This window comes from Faecalicatena fissicatena (genome assembly GCF_016900595.1).
Lineage (GTDB): Bacteria > Bacillota > Clostridia > Lachnospirales > Lachnospiraceae > Claveliimonas > Claveliimonas intestinigallinarum.
The window spans coordinates 211,710-226,319 of sequence record NZ_JACLYY010000003.1; the positions used below are offsets into that span (position 1 = coordinate 211,710).

A 14,610-nucleotide genomic window follows, 5' to 3' on the forward strand; every position below is an offset into this window, starting at 1 on the left:
TTAGATAGCGATACTTTTTACATCAACCATGTTACGGCGGTCATGGTTGACAACTTGCGTCGGCTCCTGCTCGGTATCAACCTGTCCGACAAAGCTGTAATGGATTTCGATTTTCCGGGTGTTGGTTTCCCGATCCAATTCGTGTATCAAGATACGGTCGATAAACTCATGGACGTTTTCATAGGTCAATTCCTGTATGTCGCTGTATTTCCCGACAATCTGAATAAACCTTGATATATCCCTTTTTCGCTCGGTAACGGTTGCGATCTGCTGTTGTAACTCGTCTATCCTTGCGGCAAGGGATTTCTTTTCGTCCTCATAGCCGGAAGTTAGAAACACAAACCGTTCATCTGTCAGTCTGCCTAATGCGTTGTCCTCATACAGCTTGCGGAAAAGCGTGTCAAGTTCGGTCATACGCGCCTGTGCTTTGGAAAGTTCCTTTTGCTGCTGCGCTAATGCCTTTCTCGCTTCCATGTCGCCGTACTCGGTAGCTTTACAGATAAAGTCCTGTTCGTGTTCCTTAACATACCGCAAAATCCGCCGCATATCTTCCAGCACTAAATCAAGAAGTACGTTTTTGCGGATATAATGAGAGGTACACTCGCTGCCTGTCCTTGCCCTGTTGCGCCATGCGCCGCAAGAATAGGAAAACTTGCGCGGCTCGATATTTACGCCCTGTTGGTAATACATCTTATGTCCGCAACCAGCGCAAAACAGCAAGCCGGAAAAAATATCAATCTCCGCTGCTTTTGTCGGGCGGTGGCGGGTAGCAATCCGCTTTTGCGCAAGTTCAAAGGTTTCCTCGTCAACAAGCGGCTCATGGGTGTTTGGGAAGAAATAGCGTTGTTCTTCTTCGTTCTTCCGGGTCTTTTTCGACTTGTAGGATACCTTGTGAGTTTTCGCGGTTATGGTATGCCCTAAATATTCCTGCCTTGCTAATATGTCATAGAGCGTTTTGTCCGGCCAAGTATAGGGGGCGATCATTGCCCGCTGATACCGCGCCTGTCCTGTGCGCTGATAGCGCAACGCTCCAATCGTCAAGACTTTGTTTTCCGCAAGCCATTTTTGGATTTCGCACATACGCACGCCGCTAACAAACATAGCGAAAACCTGTTTGACAATCGGCGCGGTTTCCGGGTCGGGTATAAGGTGGTGGCGGTTGTTCGGGTCTGGGATATAGCCGTATGGATATTCCCCGTTGACACGCTCGCCTTTTTGCGCCTGTGCCTGTTTAACTGCACGGATTTTCTTGCTTGTATCGCGGGCGTAAAACTCGTTAAACCAGTTCCGCAAGGGGGTAAACTCGTTATCCTCCCGCGCTGTGTCAACTCCGTCGTTAATCGCGATATAGCGCACTCCGTTTTCGGGAAATACAATCTCTATGAGTTCGCCCGTTTTCAGATAGTTTCTGCCAAGACGGGAGAGGTCTTTGGTAATAACCGTCGCCACTCGTCCGGCTTCCACTTCCTGCAACATCGCTTGCAGCCCCTCGCGCTCAAAACTCACGCCGGAAAATCCGTCGTCCACAAAAAACTTTGTGTTCAAAAAATGGTGTTCGTCCGCATAGCGTTGAAGTATCATTTTTTGGTGCTGTATGCTTCCGCTTTCTCCGGCCTGCATATCCTCTTGACTTAAACGGCAGTAAAGGGCGGTGATTTTATTCGACTGTAACATTAGTCCTCCTTTCCGACAGCCGAATAAACAGGTATAATGTGTTGCTATCATTATACCATATCCCGCCGCCTAATGCACTACTCGGACGCTAAAAAGCCCGGATTTCCGGGCTTTTTCTGCAAATCCTTTACAATGAGTTTTTCAATCTTTTTATGGATTGTATCGGTTGCCTTTTCACTCGGCAACGCTTGAACAAGATAGGTGATTTTCCCTATTTTGCGTTCGGTTGTAATTGTCTGTTTTTTATCCATTAGAAAAACCTCCTTTTCCTGTATGGATAAACTATATTCGTCAAAAGGCAAAACGGGCGGTTGTTAGCTGCAACCTCACGGGAGTTTCACCCCGGCCCATGCTTATGGGTGCGCCGCGCAATACTTTGAGGGTGTTCAACGCGGGAGTATCATTGTGCCGCCTTGTATGTCGTCGCCCACAAGCTGCTAAACTTGTTTTACGGCGCGGTAGTTCTCGCTCGACTTTTCCCCAACGGGGAAAAGCGGTCATGGCGTACCCGCCGCCCGGCTCGGTACAGACGGAATGTACCCGTTGCCTGTTATGCTGCGCACCAAAGGCCGCTTTCTTTGTCAAGGAACAATAGGCTTTGTCGGCCTGTAACAGTACACCGTTTCCGATGTGCTGTTACGGAACGACAAATAGCCCATAACGGGAAGCGTGGAAAGGGGACACGCTCCCCGCATGGGCTAAAAGATTATCCTACATGAAAAGCAAGGGTGCGGGTAATAAGGCGCACTTGCAGCCTGTTACGCATTTCCTCGTCCACATAGGAATAGGTATTGCCCGCGTCGTCTTTCAGCGTGCGGGTACAAAGTTTCGCTATGTAACCCTCGTAATGCTTCAAGATCGCGCACATGGCGGTTGTGTCGCCGTTTGCCGCTGCGGAAATGACAGGGAACGGCAACAGATTTTCAGATTTCCTAACGGTATTCATCATCTGCTTTTCCCTCCAAATACTGTTTGATTTTCGCAAGCGCGGATTTCCTGTGCCGGAAAACCGTCGTGCGTACAACATTCAGCAGTTCAGCAATTTCCGCGTCGCTCATGTCCAAGAAGTAGGACAAAAGGATAATGTCGCGTTTCCTTTCGGGCAAAGCGTTAAGGGCTTCGGCAAGCAGTTCATTTTTGACGAGTACATCAAAGCCGGACACTTGAAAACGGAAATAATCGCTTTTGTATTCGTCCGTTGTGAAAAGCTGCGCGAGTTCGCTTTCGCTCAAATCCGAAAAAGGTACTTCGCGTGCTGCGCGTTTCGCAAGAGTGCGGCGGTGGCTTTTCGCTTCGCCAACCAAAGTTTTCTTTGCTAATGCGTCGTACTGATGTTGTATTCTTTCCTTGTCGGAAGAAGATAGCTCCATAGAGTTCACCTCCTTCCCGCGTGGAGTAGAGGACGGGAGTTAAGGGCTTGTCCTCTCTGCCCCTTTCGCTCCGTACCCGTTCGGGAGATGGCTCTTGAGTGCGTTTTTCAGAAAAAAGTTGAAAAAAGCAAAATGCGCCCGTCCGCAAGACGCGGACGAGCGCAAAGGAAATGTAAGAAGTATTTAGATGTATTGACAGTTCATACTCATAGCCGGAATATCCCGCTTGCGGAGCATAGCTTTTTTTGACCGCAAAGCATTAGGCGGGTTACAGTAAATAAAAATGGACACGGCGATACCTCCCCGATACCGCCGTATCCTTAAAAAAGGGCGACTTTAATACACTACCCGCAATCCATTCTATAATAGGGAACAGCGGCTTTTGCGCAATATTAAATAAAAAAGCCGATAACACATAGGTTTTTTGACCTAATGCGTTATCGGCTCTGCGTCTATGCGTCTGGCACTTTTAATCATTTTTTTTTGAATTTATTATATGTGTTAGCTAACTGTCCACAAGCCGCGTTAATCTCTCTGCCATGAGAAACTCTCATAGTAACTTCAAGTCCTGCTTGCTCTAATTGATGTTTGAATGCAACTATTTCCCGTTTCTGTGGTGCTTTAATTCTTGAATTGCTTGTTGGGTTGTATTGTAACACGTTAATCATAACTTTTTTGCCCCGAAACCATTTTGCAAGTTGTCTTACATCTGAGGGCCGGTCATTTATACCCGGTAAAAGCAAATACGCAAAGACAATTTTGCGATTATGCCTTTCAGAATAGGATAAGGCTTGCTTAACAACATCTTCAATAGCATATATGCGCATGTGAGGAATAATACGATTTCTTGCAGATTGTGTTGCTGCGTGTAAAGATATTGTCAACTGAATTTTAAGATGTTCCTCGCGCAATTTTTTTAATTGATCGACCGGACCAACTGTTGATATGGTAATGCCGTCGGTTGGAAAGTTGAGCCCATATCTATCTCGGAGAATATGGATTGCTTTTATCAAGTTGTCATAATTGAATAAAGGCTCTCCCATACCCATAAAAACGATACGGTTTACTTTTCGACGCAACAATATAATCTGTTGTACGATTTCTGACGATGTTAGATTACGAACAAAGCCATTTCGCCCGGACTCACAAAAAATACAACCAACAGGACAACCGACTTGTGTGCTCACGCAAACAGTTCCACCATCTCGCCGCTTGATAAAAACCGTTTCAATGTATTTGTTGTCTTTCAGTTCGTAAACATACTTTTCAGTATCACTGCTTTTGCAAATATTTTTTACCAACATTGATAGATTTTTTTTGCGTGGTAATTGCTTATATAATTCTTCATATAAGGCTTTTGCTTCATTCTCGCCAATAACTTCCGACATTTCTTTGTAAGTAAATCCGTATGGATCATTCCGTACTTCCGCAGGCGTATATTTAGGTAAACGTTTCATTTTTATATCCTTTCTTCTAAATAATAAAAGTTTGTTTTTCTGTATTTTTGATTACAATCTCTAATTTTTCTACATCAATGATATGCGTCAATTTGCATTTAGGGCAGAAAAGAGGAAAATCTTTTAATACAGTATTATGAAATACTTGAACTCTCGTCTTTCCGTTACAAATCGGACATTTTATCCAATATTTTTTAAGCATTATATTTCACTCGTCCTTTTTACACAAAAAAATGCAGGTCAATCCTCAACATGAGCATTGACCTGCATTTATAATGCACAGAGCAGTACAACAAAACTAAGGCATAGCTTGCACTATGTCTATACTATATCTATACGTCGTTAGTTTTTTGTATAGCATCCGCAAAATAAGCATGACAAAAAAGCCCATGTTGAAAATGGGAAAATCCTTTTTTTCAATGCTTATCTAATACGCATGCTATGCAACATAAACGCCGCCTCCTTTTACATAAATTTTATTTTATCAGAAAATCAGTCTACTGTCAATACACAACAGGAAGTATTTAACCTAATGATATGAATTGTGTGGACATATCCAAAAAGAAAGGTGAACTGTAAAATGTAACAGGGTGAATGAAAATGGCAAAAAGACCCGTACCATTGTACGACTTTAAGGCTTTCGGGGCAGCTATAAAAGCCGCGAGAAATGAATACGGCGAGAGCCGCAAAAAGGTAAGCGACGAGTTATATATTTCCCCGCGCTACCTTGCGAATATCGAGAACAAGGGACAACAGCCGAGTTTACAGGTATTCTATGACCTTGTAACCCGGTATCATATTTCGGTAGATCAATTTTTCTTCCCGAACAGCAATGCGGAGAAATCCACCGGGCGGCGGCAGCTTGACGCGCTGCTGGACGGTATGAGCGATAAAGGCATACGGATTGTAACCGCAACGGCAAGGGAGATAACAGAAGTCGAACAAGCAGAGGACTAACCTCACAATATGGGAAGCAGGAGATTGCAGCGCATAGGGGCTGCAATCTTTTTTTGCGCCAAATTAGAAAGAGAGTGCAACAAACGCTGCCTTTGAAACGGGATAAGGAGTAGATAGCAAGCACAGCAAACGAGTACCCGTTTGCGAAAAGTGCTTGTTGGGATAATCCCAAACCCTTATACCGAAAGGCGGTGCGGAAATGGAAAACCGAAAGAGAAATATACAGATGAAGTTTTACGTTACGGAAGAAGAAAAGCGGCTGATCGACGAGAAGATGAAGCAGCTTCCCATAAAGCAGTATGGGGCATACTTCCGTAAAATGGCGATAGACGGGTATATTCTTGTCGTTGACCGAAGCGACACAAAAGCATATATCCGGGAACTGCAAGCGGTGAGCCGGAACATCAACCAGATTGCAAAACGCGCCAATGCGACGGGGACGGTTTACAGGCAGGATATAGAGGACATTAAAAAGGCGGTGGACGAGATATGGCGGTTACAAAGACGCACCCTATTAAATCAACCTTAAAGGCTGCGATAGACTATATCTTAAATCCCGAAAAGACAGACGGGAAGCTGCTTGCGTCCTCTTTCGGCTGCGGGCTGGAAACCGCCGATATTGAGTTTGCATGGACGCGGGAAGCTGCCGGAGATCGCGGCACACATTTAGGGCGGCACTTGATACAATCCTTTGCGGTGGGAGAAACCACACCGGAAGAAGCGCACAAAATCGGCATGGAACTTGCCGGGGCGGTATTAGGCGGCAAGTATGAGTTTGTTTTGACAACTCACGTCGATAAAGACCATCTGCATAATCACTTGATTTTCAACGCGGTTAGCTTCGTTGACTACAAAAAGTACCATTCCAACAAGCAAAGCTATCACTTTATCCGGCGCACCAGCGACAGGATATGTAAAGAGCATGGGCTATCCGTCGTCGTACCGGGACAGGACAAGGGAAAAAGCTATGCAGAATACACCGCCGAAAAGCAAGGGACAAGCTACAAAGCAAAGCTGAAAACGGCGATAGATACTCTCATTCCCCAAGTGAAAGATTTTGACGAACTGCTGCGCCGCTTGCAGGAAATGGGGTATGAAATCAAACAGGGCAAATACATTTCCTTTCGCGCTGCCGGACAGGAACGGTTTACCCGCACAAAGACGCTCGGCGCGGCCTATACGGAAGAAGCGATAAAGGAGCGTATCAAGGGCGTGTATGTTGCCAAAACAAAAACGCTGCGGGAAGATAAGAAAATCCGGCTTGTCGTCGATCTTGAAAACAGTATCAAAGCCCAACAGTCGGCGGGCTATGAACGGTGGGCAAAAATCCATAATCTGAAACAGGCTGCTAAAAGCATGAACTTCCTAACCGAAAACAAGATTGAGTATTATAGCGAACTTGAAAGCAAGATAGCCGATATTATGACCGCCCATGACGCGGCGGCAAGGGCGGTTAAGGACGTAGAGCAGCGTATGTCTGATTTGTCGCTGCTTATCAAGCACACGACCACATACCGACAATTAAAACCGATTTACGAGGAATACAAGAAGTCGCGGGACAAGGAAAAGTATCTGCGGGGGCATGAAAGCGAAATTATCCTGTTTGAAGCTGCGGCAAGGGCATTAAAGGAAATGCAGATAAAGAAGCTGCCCGATCTCGCCGCGCTGCGCAAGGAGTATAGCAGCTTAAACGACAGAAAAAGCAAATTGTATGAGGATTACCGCCAAGCGAAAAAGCAAATGCAAGAATACGGCATTGTCAAAAAGAACGTCGATAGTATTCTTTACCCGTCCCAAAGCAGGGCGCGGGAGCAGGAGCGATAAGGCGCAAAACATGGGGTGGCAAGTGGAACGTTAAGGGCTGAAAACGCCTGTGTTTCTGCGGCTTCCAGCGCGGGGAAACAGCATAGACGATAAAGTATATTCAAACCCGCAAAAACGGCTTTCTAATTGTCCACGCAAGGACAAAAAAAGAACAGGGGCGCGGTGCCGGAAATCGGCAACCGCGCCCCTGTTTTCTATGGGCTATTCCTCGTCGGTCAAGATAAACTCCCTTTCGGAAAACTCGCTGTCCGTCATGGCTTGCAGCTTGTTCACCGCTGCGGCGGCAAGCTGGCGCATATCCTCGTCCATGTAGGGCATGGCGGCAAGGATATTTTCAAGCGTTGTTTCCCGGCTGTCCTCGGCGTAGATCGCAACAATGTTTTCTTCCTCAATGGTAAAGCGGGTATTCATGCTATCAAACCTCCAAATCCTTTTTATGCTCTTTCTGTTTATCTTTCGGCTGCTGCGCCGCCTGTTTCTTGTATTCGTCCAGCTTCTTCAAAATGGACGGTTTTTTCTGCGGCTGTTCCCGTTTCTCGGCTTTTACCGCTTTTGCAAGGTCGGTAACGGAAATCGCTTCCCCCGCCTTTGCCCGCTGCTCAAAATCTGCAACGGTGGGCGTTTGCGGCGTATTGTTGATAAGCCCGTCAAAATTGTTGTCGTTCTGCTCTATGGTGTCCTCGACGTGCTTTAAGGGATTATCCCGCTGCGGCTGCTCGGCGGCTATGGCATAAGCCTGTGTGCCATTCCCCATAATGAGATACTTCCCGTCCTCCGACGCATGGTGAAAACCAAATCCCGCCGCTTCGATCTGTTCACGGCTCATATCGGTAATATGAAAATTGCCCCTCGGCGTTCTGACGGTTTCACCCGTCAAAAGGCTGTCGGGGGTCGCTTCCGGCTGCTGCTTTTCAAGCTGCCCGTCCTTGTAGGAATATCCTTGCGCCGCGATTGCTTCAAGGGTCTTGCCCGTAACGTCGCCATAAATCCGCTTGTCTGCGTCAACCAGCATTTGCAAAGTGTCTTGTACGGTGTCGGACAAGGCTTGCTGCTGTTCGGGCGGCAGCTTGTCAAATACGGGGGTCTGCTGCTCCTGCAAAAACTCCGGCACTTGCTGAAAACCGATACTGTCTACATAGTGGGCGGTGTCCTCGTCGTTCTGATGAAGCACAACAATGTCGGAAACGGAAAGGCTATGCCCCTTGAAATCGGCGGGGTGGTCGATATTAAACCTTTCCCAAATGTCGCCCAGCGTCATATCCTTTGTAAGCGGTGCAGTATAGACGAGTTCATAATTTACCCGGTCAATGGTAAGTCCAGCCGCTTGCAGACGGTCATAAGGCTCAAAGCGCAAGTCCCTTGTTTCGTCCCCGCGCTTTAACTGATAAATGGAAAAGGTATCGCCCTGCTCCTGCTCGGCTTGCCGCTGCTGCTGCAACTCGGTAAAATGCCCCTCAATCTCGGTAATGAGTTCCTTTGCGGTGGTCTGTATTGTTTCAAGGGACGCTTTTAACTCGGTCATTTCCTTGCCGCTGCTCCAACCAGCCACATAGCCGAAAGAGTAATCGGAAGTATCAAGGCCGAAATGCTGGCAAACCGTATAAGCGACGCTTTCCGCTTCTACCTCGCAGGTATGGCGGTCAACGCGGTTTTGCTGCTCCGGCGGGGCGTTTAAGTCTACGTCGTGCAGCTTCGCATGGGCGATTTCGTGAATGGCGGTCTTTACCGCCTGTAATTCACTCACGCCCTCTTTGATTGCAATACGCTTGTCGGTCAAACTGAAATACCCATTTGCGCCGTTTGTGATCTGCTCAAATGCAATCGGGACGGGGGACGCTTTTTCAAGGGCGGCGAAAAAATCCTCGTACTGCTCCACATCGGCAAGCAGCGGTTTAACGGAAAGGTCGGGAAACTCCTTGCCCTCGGTCTGCGAAATATCAAAGACGGTTATAACCTTAAAGGCGGGGACGGTGATTTCCTTTTCTTCCTTTACCACTTTTCCCTCGCGGTCAAGCATGGGCTTTCTCGTTTCGGGGTCGATTTTATCAACCAGCTTTTTCACCTTGTAGGGCGCGGGGGCAAAGATTTTAATGCCTTTCTCGCCTTTCTTTACATGGCGGTCAAACTCTTTCTGCCATTGTGAATAGCCCTTTACCAAATTGCCGCCCTGCATGGCAATTAGGATAGTGTTATTCAAGCTGTAATCGTGAAACTTCGACATGGCAGTAAGAAACTCTTTGTAGCGGTCGCTGTCAAAAATCGCCTGTACGCCCTGTTCCAAACGCGCGGTGATCTCCTTTACCTTTTCGGCGGGCTTTTCGGAAGTAAGGATAATGGGGACGACGGGGCGGGGCTGCTGCGGCTCTGCGGCCTGTGCGTCTGCTTGCTGCGTTTCGGCTGCGTCCATATAGGCTTTGTCCTGTTCGCCGCGCTCCGGCTGCGGGTAACTCATAATGCGGTATTCTTCCGGCACTTCGCGCCCCTCAAACTGCCGTTCCCACTCGTCGCCGCTTTCCACGATATAGCCGTACTCGGTAAACGCGCCTTTTTCCTGCGCGGCAGCGTTCCTGCCAAAAGTAGAAAGGTCAATGCCGCCTTTCCATTCTTCGGGCATTTGTACCATGCCGGATTGATTTAAGTAATAGTCGCCCAAATCGTGGTAGTTATGTACTTCGGGGATATGGACGTAGAAATCCACGTTGTAGGTGAAGTCAATTACCTGTCCAATATTTGCAAGCCCGTTTTTCTGCTGCAAGGCTGCGTTCAGCTTGCCAACCTCGGCGGGGTCAAGCTGTTCGAGCCGCGCCGCAAGAAAATTGAGTTCGTCCACGTCGGCGGCGCATACCATTTCATAAGGCAAGGCAATATGTTTCTCCGGGTCGTCGGAATAGCCGCGAATGGAAAAATCCTGCGGGTTGTCGGCGGTAATGCCGACGTTCCGCATAGCTTCGTGCAACTGCTCCTTTGTGGCGGGCATATCCAGCCAATAGCCGCCGGGGTCGCCCGCGTCAAAGCGGCTGCGGTTGCCTATCATAATAGAAAACTGTTCGCTCATGTGTTCACGCTCCTTTTCCTGCCCGGTATTTTCGGGGATAGCTGCCGCCTGTTGCTGCTGCGGGGGTTCTTCGCCCTCTATGGTGTAGTCCGGCATGAGCATACCGTTTACTTTGAAATAGTCGGCGTACTCCTGCGGGATAGGCGGGGAGATTTCCGTAAACAGACGGTCATACGCTTTGATACGCCCATTCAGATACTTTTCCATAGCTGCCTTGTCGGTGAAAACCTTTCTATCTTGTCCGGCAATCTTCGCTTGGGTTCTGCTTGGGCTGTTGGTGCGCACGCTCCATGTAAGCGTCCATGAATACGGGATAGATTTCTGCGCTTCTTTGTCGTAGCGGGTATTCTCGTAAATGTAGTAATTCATCTGATATACCCGGTTGCTGCGAATATGGCGGTTATGCTCGGTGGTCTGCCACTCGTTAGCGGTGTGCTGGACGTGCGGCGTTCTCACATATTCAAGTGTTTTATCCAGCAAAAGCGTTCTTCCCGCCTGTTCTTCCCATGCGGCGGCGCGTTCTTTAAGGTCGTCAAAAATCGCCTGTTCTGCCGCCGCGCTTTCGCTGCGCATGGAAAGTAGCTGCGCAATCGGCAAGGAAGCATAAGGGGCAATCTCCCTGTCCTTTGCTTCAAAATATATCCGGCGTTCTATCCGCATGGTTTCGGCGGTTTCCAATTTGTCATGGTCGTATGAGGAATACGGCATATTCTTTCATCACGTCCTTTCTCGGTCATATAAGGGTTTGGGACTATCCCAACAAGCAAAATGCCCGCGCTCTCTATGGGAAGCGCGGGCATTTCTCGCAAACGGGTACTCGTTTGCTGTGCTTGCTATGTAGTTGTTTTTATCCGTAAACGCCTGTTTCTCTCGCTTTGGGCTTTCTGTCTGCGGCGTATCTTTGCCGCGCAATCGGGGCAGTATTTCGCCCGGTTGCTGCCCGCCGCAAACGTGCTGCCGCATACCGCGCAACGCTTCAAATCGGTTTCCCCGCTGCGGGTGATCTGTTCGCAAAGCTGCCTGTCGGCGGGTAATACCGCTTCGCGGAAATAGCGGCATAGCAGCGAATAGCTGATACTCTGCACACAAACGCAAGTTTCCCCGTCGTCCAGCAGCAGACAATTCCCGCAATCGTTGTTTGCACAAGCGGCGCGGGTCATTTTCTTTACGGCGCGGTATTGCTTTTCATCAAGCCTTATCATTTTCGGTTCTGCTCGACGCGGAAGTTTACATACTTGCCGCCTGTGTCGGCAAGCAGCACAACTCCGTCAAAGGTCTTTCCCGTCTTGGTCGAGTACATACCTTTGATTTTTACCTTTCCGTCTTTCAAAAGGGCGGCGGCAATCGCCTTTGTGAAAGCCTTTTTGCGCTGCTCAAAAAAGCGGTCATTCTTCCACATCACAAAGCTGCAAGCCCTGTCGGAGCAGTAAAAGTTTTTCTTGCCCTCGTAAACCGCCGCGCCGCAACGGGGGCAAGTGCCGATTGCTTCCCGCTGCGGGGTAAACAGCTTCGCTTTATCCTCGGAAATCGCGGAATAGGTCTTGACAAGCCCCGCTGTCATTTCCTCAATGCTGCGCATGAAATCGTCCGGGCTGTCGCTGCCTTTGGCAATCCCGGTAAGGCGGGTTTCCCATTCTGCCGTAAGCTGCGGGGACGTAAGGACTTCGGGCAGGATAGCGGCAAGGTTATACCCGTCCTTTGTGGGGATTAGCTTTTTGCCCTTGCGCTCGGCAAAGCCCGCGCTAATGAGTTTTTCAATGATACCCGCCCGCGTTGCGGTAGTGCCTAACCCTTTGCGCTCTGCGTCCTCCGGCGTTTCTTCCTTGCCCGCGTTCTCCATAGCGGACAGAAGCGTATCTTCGGTAAATGCCTTTGGGGGCTGCGTGTAACGCTCGGAGATCTCCGCTGCCGGATTGTCAAAGGTCTGCCCCTCGGCAAGCGGCGGCAAAACGGTTTCCGGCTCTGCGTCCTCGTCCTGTTCCTCGGACGCGGCGCGGGACAGCTTTTCAATCTCACGCCACCCCTCGCAAAGCGTCGTCTTTCCCTTTGCGGTAAAGGTATAACCGCCGCAAGAGATAACCGCCGTAACCGCTTCATATTCATAGGGCGCGGCTGCGGCGCAAAGCAGCTTCGCGCATACAAGGGTCATAAGTTTTGTTTCGCTGTCGGTAAGGGAAGAAAAGCCCGTTTTCAAAAACTCGGCTGTCGGCAAAATAGCGTGGTGGTCGGTTACTTTGCTGTTGTCGCAAACCCTTGTAAGGTCTGCTTGCAGCTTCACGTCCCGCATAAAGGGAAGCAGCGAACAAAGCCCGGTAATGAGTTCCTTTGTGCTGCGCTGCATATCGGAAGTGATATATTTGCTGTCGGTGCGGGGATAGGTCAAAAGCCGCTTTTCGTAGAGGGCTTGCGCATAATCAAGGGTCTGTTTCGCCGTAAACCCGTACAGGCGGTTGGCTTCGCGCTGCAACGCGGTAAGGTCAAACAGCTTCGGCGGTGCAACGGTCTTTTTCTCTTTTTTGAGGGAAGTACAAACGGCTTGCGATTTCTCGCAAGCCGCTTTCATCTGCTGCGCCGCCGCTTCTTCGTTCAGCCTTTCGGACAAAGCCGAAACACCGCCCGCGTCCAGACGGACAACATGATATTTTTCTTTCTTAAAGCTGCTGATCGCATAGTCGCGGTTTACCAGCATGGTAAGGGTGGGCGTCTGCACTCTGCCGACATTCAGCGTTTTGTGATAGAGGATAGAGAAAAGGCGGGTCGCGTTAATCCCGACAAGCCAATCTGCCTTTGCTCTGCAAAGCGCGGATTGATAGAGGTTGTCATAGCTGCGCCCGTCTTTGAGGTTTGAAAAGCCCTCGCGGATTGCGCTTTCTTCCATGCTGCTAATCCAAAGGCGGGAAAAGGGCTTTTGGCAATTTACCTGTTCGTAGACAAATCGAAAAATGAGTTCTCCCTCGCGCCCGCTGTCGCACGCATTGACAATCTCGGAAACGTCGCTGCGCTGCATAAGGTCTTTGAGTACGGAAAACTGCTGCTCCTTGCCGCTGGCAACGGTAAACTGCCAATCCTGCGGGACAATGGGGAGATCGTCATACTTCCATTTTCGGTACTGCTCGTTGTAGGTTGCCGCGTCTGCAAGGCTAATCAAATGCCCGATACACCACGACACAAGGTAGCCGCTGCCCTCAAAATATCCGCTGCGCTTTTCATTCGCGCCAATAACGGCGGCAATCGCCGCCCCGACGCTCGGTTTCTCTGCAATTACAAGTTTCATACTTCCTCGTCCTCCTGCTCGGTTTCTAATTCTTCCTCGTCGTCCTCGTCAAAATCGAGATCGTCAAGGTTGCTGCTGCCTTTTGCCGCGTCCTTTTTGGGCTTCATAATCTTAAAGTAATAGAACGCGCCGCCGCTTACTGCGGCAAGAAGCAGCACGACAAGCAGAATAGCACCGCCCATGCCGCCGCCTTTATCTTCCTCCGGCTCCGGCTGCTCGGTTTCTTCCGGCTCCGGCTCGGCTTCCTTGCCCGCGCACTCGCTCATATTGACGCTGCAAACGGGGCAATCGGTGTTGACGCTTCCGGCAACGCATTTTTCAGTACAGCTACAAGCGGGGGCTTCGGTCTGTTCGTCCTCCATAAGCTGCAAAAGGTCTTTTTCATCAACTTGATTGAGGAAATGGACGGTGTTTTCTCCGTCCTCGGCGCGGTCAATGATGATGTAAAAATAGTTTCCGTTTTTCGTAACGACGGTAATAAACTGCTTATCGCCGGACGCTTCGCCCGTTATGTCGTCCACAAGGCTCATGTTGCCCTCCGGCGTTAAAGGCTGCGGCTCATAGCCGCCCGTCGTTTCTTCCGGCTCGGTTTCGGTTACGGGGGTAGGCGGCTCGTCGCTCACGTCACCGCCGCCCGCAAAAGCGGTAACAGAAAAGCCGCCCATGAGTACAAGGGCGGCAAGCAAAGCGGTAACGCTGCGGAACAGTTTTTTATGCTTCATCTTCGGTTTCCTCCTGTTCGTCGGTATAGTCTGCGTCCGGCTGCGGCAAAGCAATTTCGCCGCTGGCGTAAGCGGAGAGGAACGCGGCAAGCTGCGCCCCGTCAAGGTGTACCGCTTTCACCATTTGAACGATCTGCGCATTTTCTTCCTCGATTTTCTGCGCTTCAAGGTCTTTCAGTCTTTTTTGGTATTCAAGGATTTTCGCCCTCGTTTTCTCAATATCCCGTTCGATACGGTCAAGTTTCGTGTTTGCCATAGAAATAAACTCCTTTCAAAG

15 protein-coding genes are annotated in these 14,610 nt (G+C 49.3%); 3 read left to right on the forward strand and 12 right to left on the reverse strand.

Annotation, left to right across the window (positions count from 1 at the left end; translation table 11 throughout):
* The 6 genes from H7U36_RS04735 to H7U36_RS04760 all read right to left on the reverse strand — a co-directional run bounded on the left by H7U36_RS04735 (position 1) and on the right by H7U36_RS04760 (position 4,703).
* Positions 1-1,674, reverse strand: coding sequence for a recombinase family protein (locus H7U36_RS04735; RefSeq protein ID WP_058118380.1), 1,674 nt, complete (start codon positions 1,672-1,674; stop codon positions 1-3).
* Between the two features lie 77 nt (positions 1,675-1,751).
* Entirely contained in the window at positions 1,752-1,925 is a 174-nt protein-coding gene (locus H7U36_RS04740) for a transposon-encoded TnpW family protein (RefSeq protein ID WP_002604472.1), read from the reverse strand.
* A gap of 455 nt (positions 1,926-2,380) precedes the next feature.
* Positions 2,381-2,623: a helix-turn-helix domain-containing protein gene (locus H7U36_RS04745; protein ID WP_002604473.1), complete on the reverse strand. Its 243-nt coding sequence runs from the start codon at positions 2,621-2,623 to the stop codon at positions 2,381-2,383.
* Positions 2,607-3,044 carry a sigma-70 family RNA polymerase sigma factor gene (locus H7U36_RS04750; RefSeq protein ID WP_003502131.1) on the reverse strand — a complete coding sequence of 146 codons (438 nt, stop codon included), beginning with the start codon at positions 3,042-3,044 and terminating at the stop codon, positions 2,607-2,609. Before H7U36_RS04750 ends, H7U36_RS04745 begins: the two co-directional genes overlap by 17 nt.
* Before the next feature lie 473 nt (positions 3,045-3,517).
* On the reverse strand, positions 3,518-4,501 hold the full coding sequence (gene rlmN, locus H7U36_RS04755) for a 23S rRNA (adenine(2503)-C(2))-methyltransferase RlmN (RefSeq protein WP_002584956.1): 984 nt from the start codon (positions 4,499-4,501) through the stop codon (positions 3,518-3,520).
* Positions 4,502-4,517: 16 nt separating this feature from the next.
* The gene (locus H7U36_RS04760; protein ID WP_003431289.1) at positions 4,518-4,703 is read right to left on the reverse strand and encodes a cysteine-rich KTR domain-containing protein; all 186 of its coding nucleotides are present in this window, start codon (positions 4,701-4,703) and stop codon (positions 4,518-4,520) included.
* A gap of 398 nt (positions 4,704-5,101) precedes the next feature.
* On the opposite strand from H7U36_RS04760, the gene H7U36_RS04765 reads away from it, so the two are divergent.
* The 3 genes from H7U36_RS04765 (at position 5,102) to H7U36_RS04775 (ending at position 7,282) form a co-directional block, all read left to right on the forward strand.
* On the forward strand, positions 5,102-5,458 hold the full coding sequence (locus tag H7U36_RS04765; RefSeq protein ID WP_044942672.1) for a helix-turn-helix transcriptional regulator: 357 nt from the start codon (positions 5,102-5,104) through the stop codon (positions 5,456-5,458).
* 199 nt (positions 5,459-5,657) lie between these two features.
* Positions 5,658-5,987 carry a plasmid mobilization protein gene (locus H7U36_RS04770; RefSeq protein ID WP_002584958.1) on the forward strand — a complete coding sequence of 110 codons (330 nt, stop codon included), beginning with the start codon at positions 5,658-5,660 and terminating at the stop codon, positions 5,985-5,987.
* Positions 5,948-7,282 (forward strand): relaxase/mobilization nuclease domain-containing protein, encoded by a 1,335-nt coding sequence (locus H7U36_RS04775; RefSeq protein ID WP_044942473.1) that lies wholly within the window; start codon positions 5,948-5,950, stop codon positions 7,280-7,282. The genes H7U36_RS04770 and H7U36_RS04775 overlap by 40 nt, the downstream gene beginning before the upstream one ends.
* A 201-nt stretch (positions 7,283-7,483) precedes the next feature.
* On the opposite strand, the gene H7U36_RS04780 is transcribed toward H7U36_RS04775, so the two are convergent.
* The 6 genes from H7U36_RS04780 to H7U36_RS04805 form a co-directional block, all read right to left on the reverse strand.
* Complete coding sequence (locus H7U36_RS04780; RefSeq protein WP_002584960.1) at positions 7,484-7,693, reverse strand: transposon-transfer assisting family protein; 210 nt, start codon at positions 7,691-7,693, stop codon at positions 7,484-7,486.
* A gap of 4 nt (positions 7,694-7,697) precedes the next feature.
* The gene (locus H7U36_RS04785; RefSeq protein ID WP_058118381.1) at positions 7,698-11,045 is read right to left on the reverse strand and encodes a YodL domain-containing protein; all 3,348 of its coding nucleotides are present in this window, start codon (positions 11,043-11,045) and stop codon (positions 7,698-7,700) included.
* A gap of 125 nt (positions 11,046-11,170) precedes the next feature.
* A complete protein-coding gene (locus H7U36_RS04790; protein WP_002584962.1) occupies positions 11,171-11,539 on the reverse strand; it encodes a cysteine-rich VLP domain-containing protein in 369 nt (122 codons plus the stop codon).
* Complete coding sequence (locus H7U36_RS04795; protein ID WP_044942468.1) at positions 11,536-13,611, reverse strand: type IA DNA topoisomerase; 2,076 nt, start codon at positions 13,609-13,611, stop codon at positions 11,536-11,538. The genes H7U36_RS04790 and H7U36_RS04795 overlap by 4 nt, the downstream gene beginning before the upstream one ends.
* Positions 13,608-14,333: a DUF4366 domain-containing protein gene (locus tag H7U36_RS04800; RefSeq protein WP_044942466.1), complete on the reverse strand. Its 726-nt coding sequence runs from the start codon at positions 14,331-14,333 to the stop codon at positions 13,608-13,610. The genes H7U36_RS04795 and H7U36_RS04800 overlap by 4 nt, the downstream gene beginning before the upstream one ends.
* A complete protein-coding gene (locus tag H7U36_RS04805; RefSeq protein ID WP_003508256.1) occupies positions 14,323-14,589 on the reverse strand; it encodes a DUF4315 family protein in 267 nt (88 codons plus the stop codon). The genes H7U36_RS04800 and H7U36_RS04805 overlap by 11 nt, the downstream gene beginning before the upstream one ends.
* Positions 14,590-14,610: the final 21 nt, after the last annotated feature.

Excerpts from the sequence above, each read along its gene's own strand:
- H7U36_RS04745 (WP_002604473.1), bottom strand. The coding sequence starts at position 2,623 with ATGATGAATACCGTTAGGAAATCTGAAAATCTGTTGCCGTTCCCTGTC.
- H7U36_RS04740 (WP_002604472.1), bottom strand. The coding sequence starts at position 1,925 with ATGGATAAAAAACAGACAATTACAACCGAACGCAAAATAGGGAAAATC.
- H7U36_RS04795 (WP_044942468.1), bottom strand. The coding sequence starts at position 13,611 with ATGAAACTTGTAATTGCAGAGAAACCGAGCGTCGGGGCGGCGATTGCC.
- rlmN (WP_002584956.1), bottom strand. The coding sequence starts at position 4,501 with ATGAAACGTTTACCTAAATATACGCCTGCGGAAGTACGGAATGATCCA.
- H7U36_RS04785 (WP_058118381.1), bottom strand. The coding sequence starts at position 11,045 with ATGCCGTATTCCTCATACGACCATGACAAATTGGAAACCGCCGAAACC.
- H7U36_RS04750 (WP_003502131.1), bottom strand. The coding sequence starts at position 3,044 with ATGGAGCTATCTTCTTCCGACAAGGAAAGAATACAACATCAGTACGAC.
- H7U36_RS04780 (WP_002584960.1), bottom strand. The coding sequence starts at position 7,693 with ATGAATACCCGCTTTACCATTGAGGAAGAAAACATTGTTGCGATCTAC.
- H7U36_RS04765 (WP_044942672.1), top strand. The coding sequence starts at position 5,102 with ATGGCAAAAAGACCCGTACCATTGTACGACTTTAAGGCTTTCGGGGCA.
- H7U36_RS04775 (WP_044942473.1), top strand. The coding sequence starts at position 5,948 with ATGGCGGTTACAAAGACGCACCCTATTAAATCAACCTTAAAGGCTGCG.
- H7U36_RS04805 (WP_003508256.1), bottom strand. The coding sequence starts at position 14,589 with ATGGCAAACACGAAACTTGACCGTATCGAACGGGATATTGAGAAAACG.
- H7U36_RS04790 (WP_002584962.1), bottom strand. The coding sequence starts at position 11,539 with ATGATAAGGCTTGATGAAAAGCAATACCGCGCCGTAAAGAAAATGACC.
- H7U36_RS04770 (WP_002584958.1), top strand. The coding sequence starts at position 5,658 with ATGGAAAACCGAAAGAGAAATATACAGATGAAGTTTTACGTTACGGAA.
- H7U36_RS04735 (WP_058118380.1), bottom strand. The coding sequence starts at position 1,674 with ATGTTACAGTCGAATAAAATCACCGCCCTTTACTGCCGTTTAAGTCAA.
- H7U36_RS04800 (WP_044942466.1), bottom strand. The coding sequence starts at position 14,333 with ATGAAGCATAAAAAACTGTTCCGCAGCGTTACCGCTTTGCTTGCCGCC.
- H7U36_RS04760 (WP_003431289.1), bottom strand. The coding sequence starts at position 4,703 with ATGCTTAAAAAATATTGGATAAAATGTCCGATTTGTAACGGAAAGACG.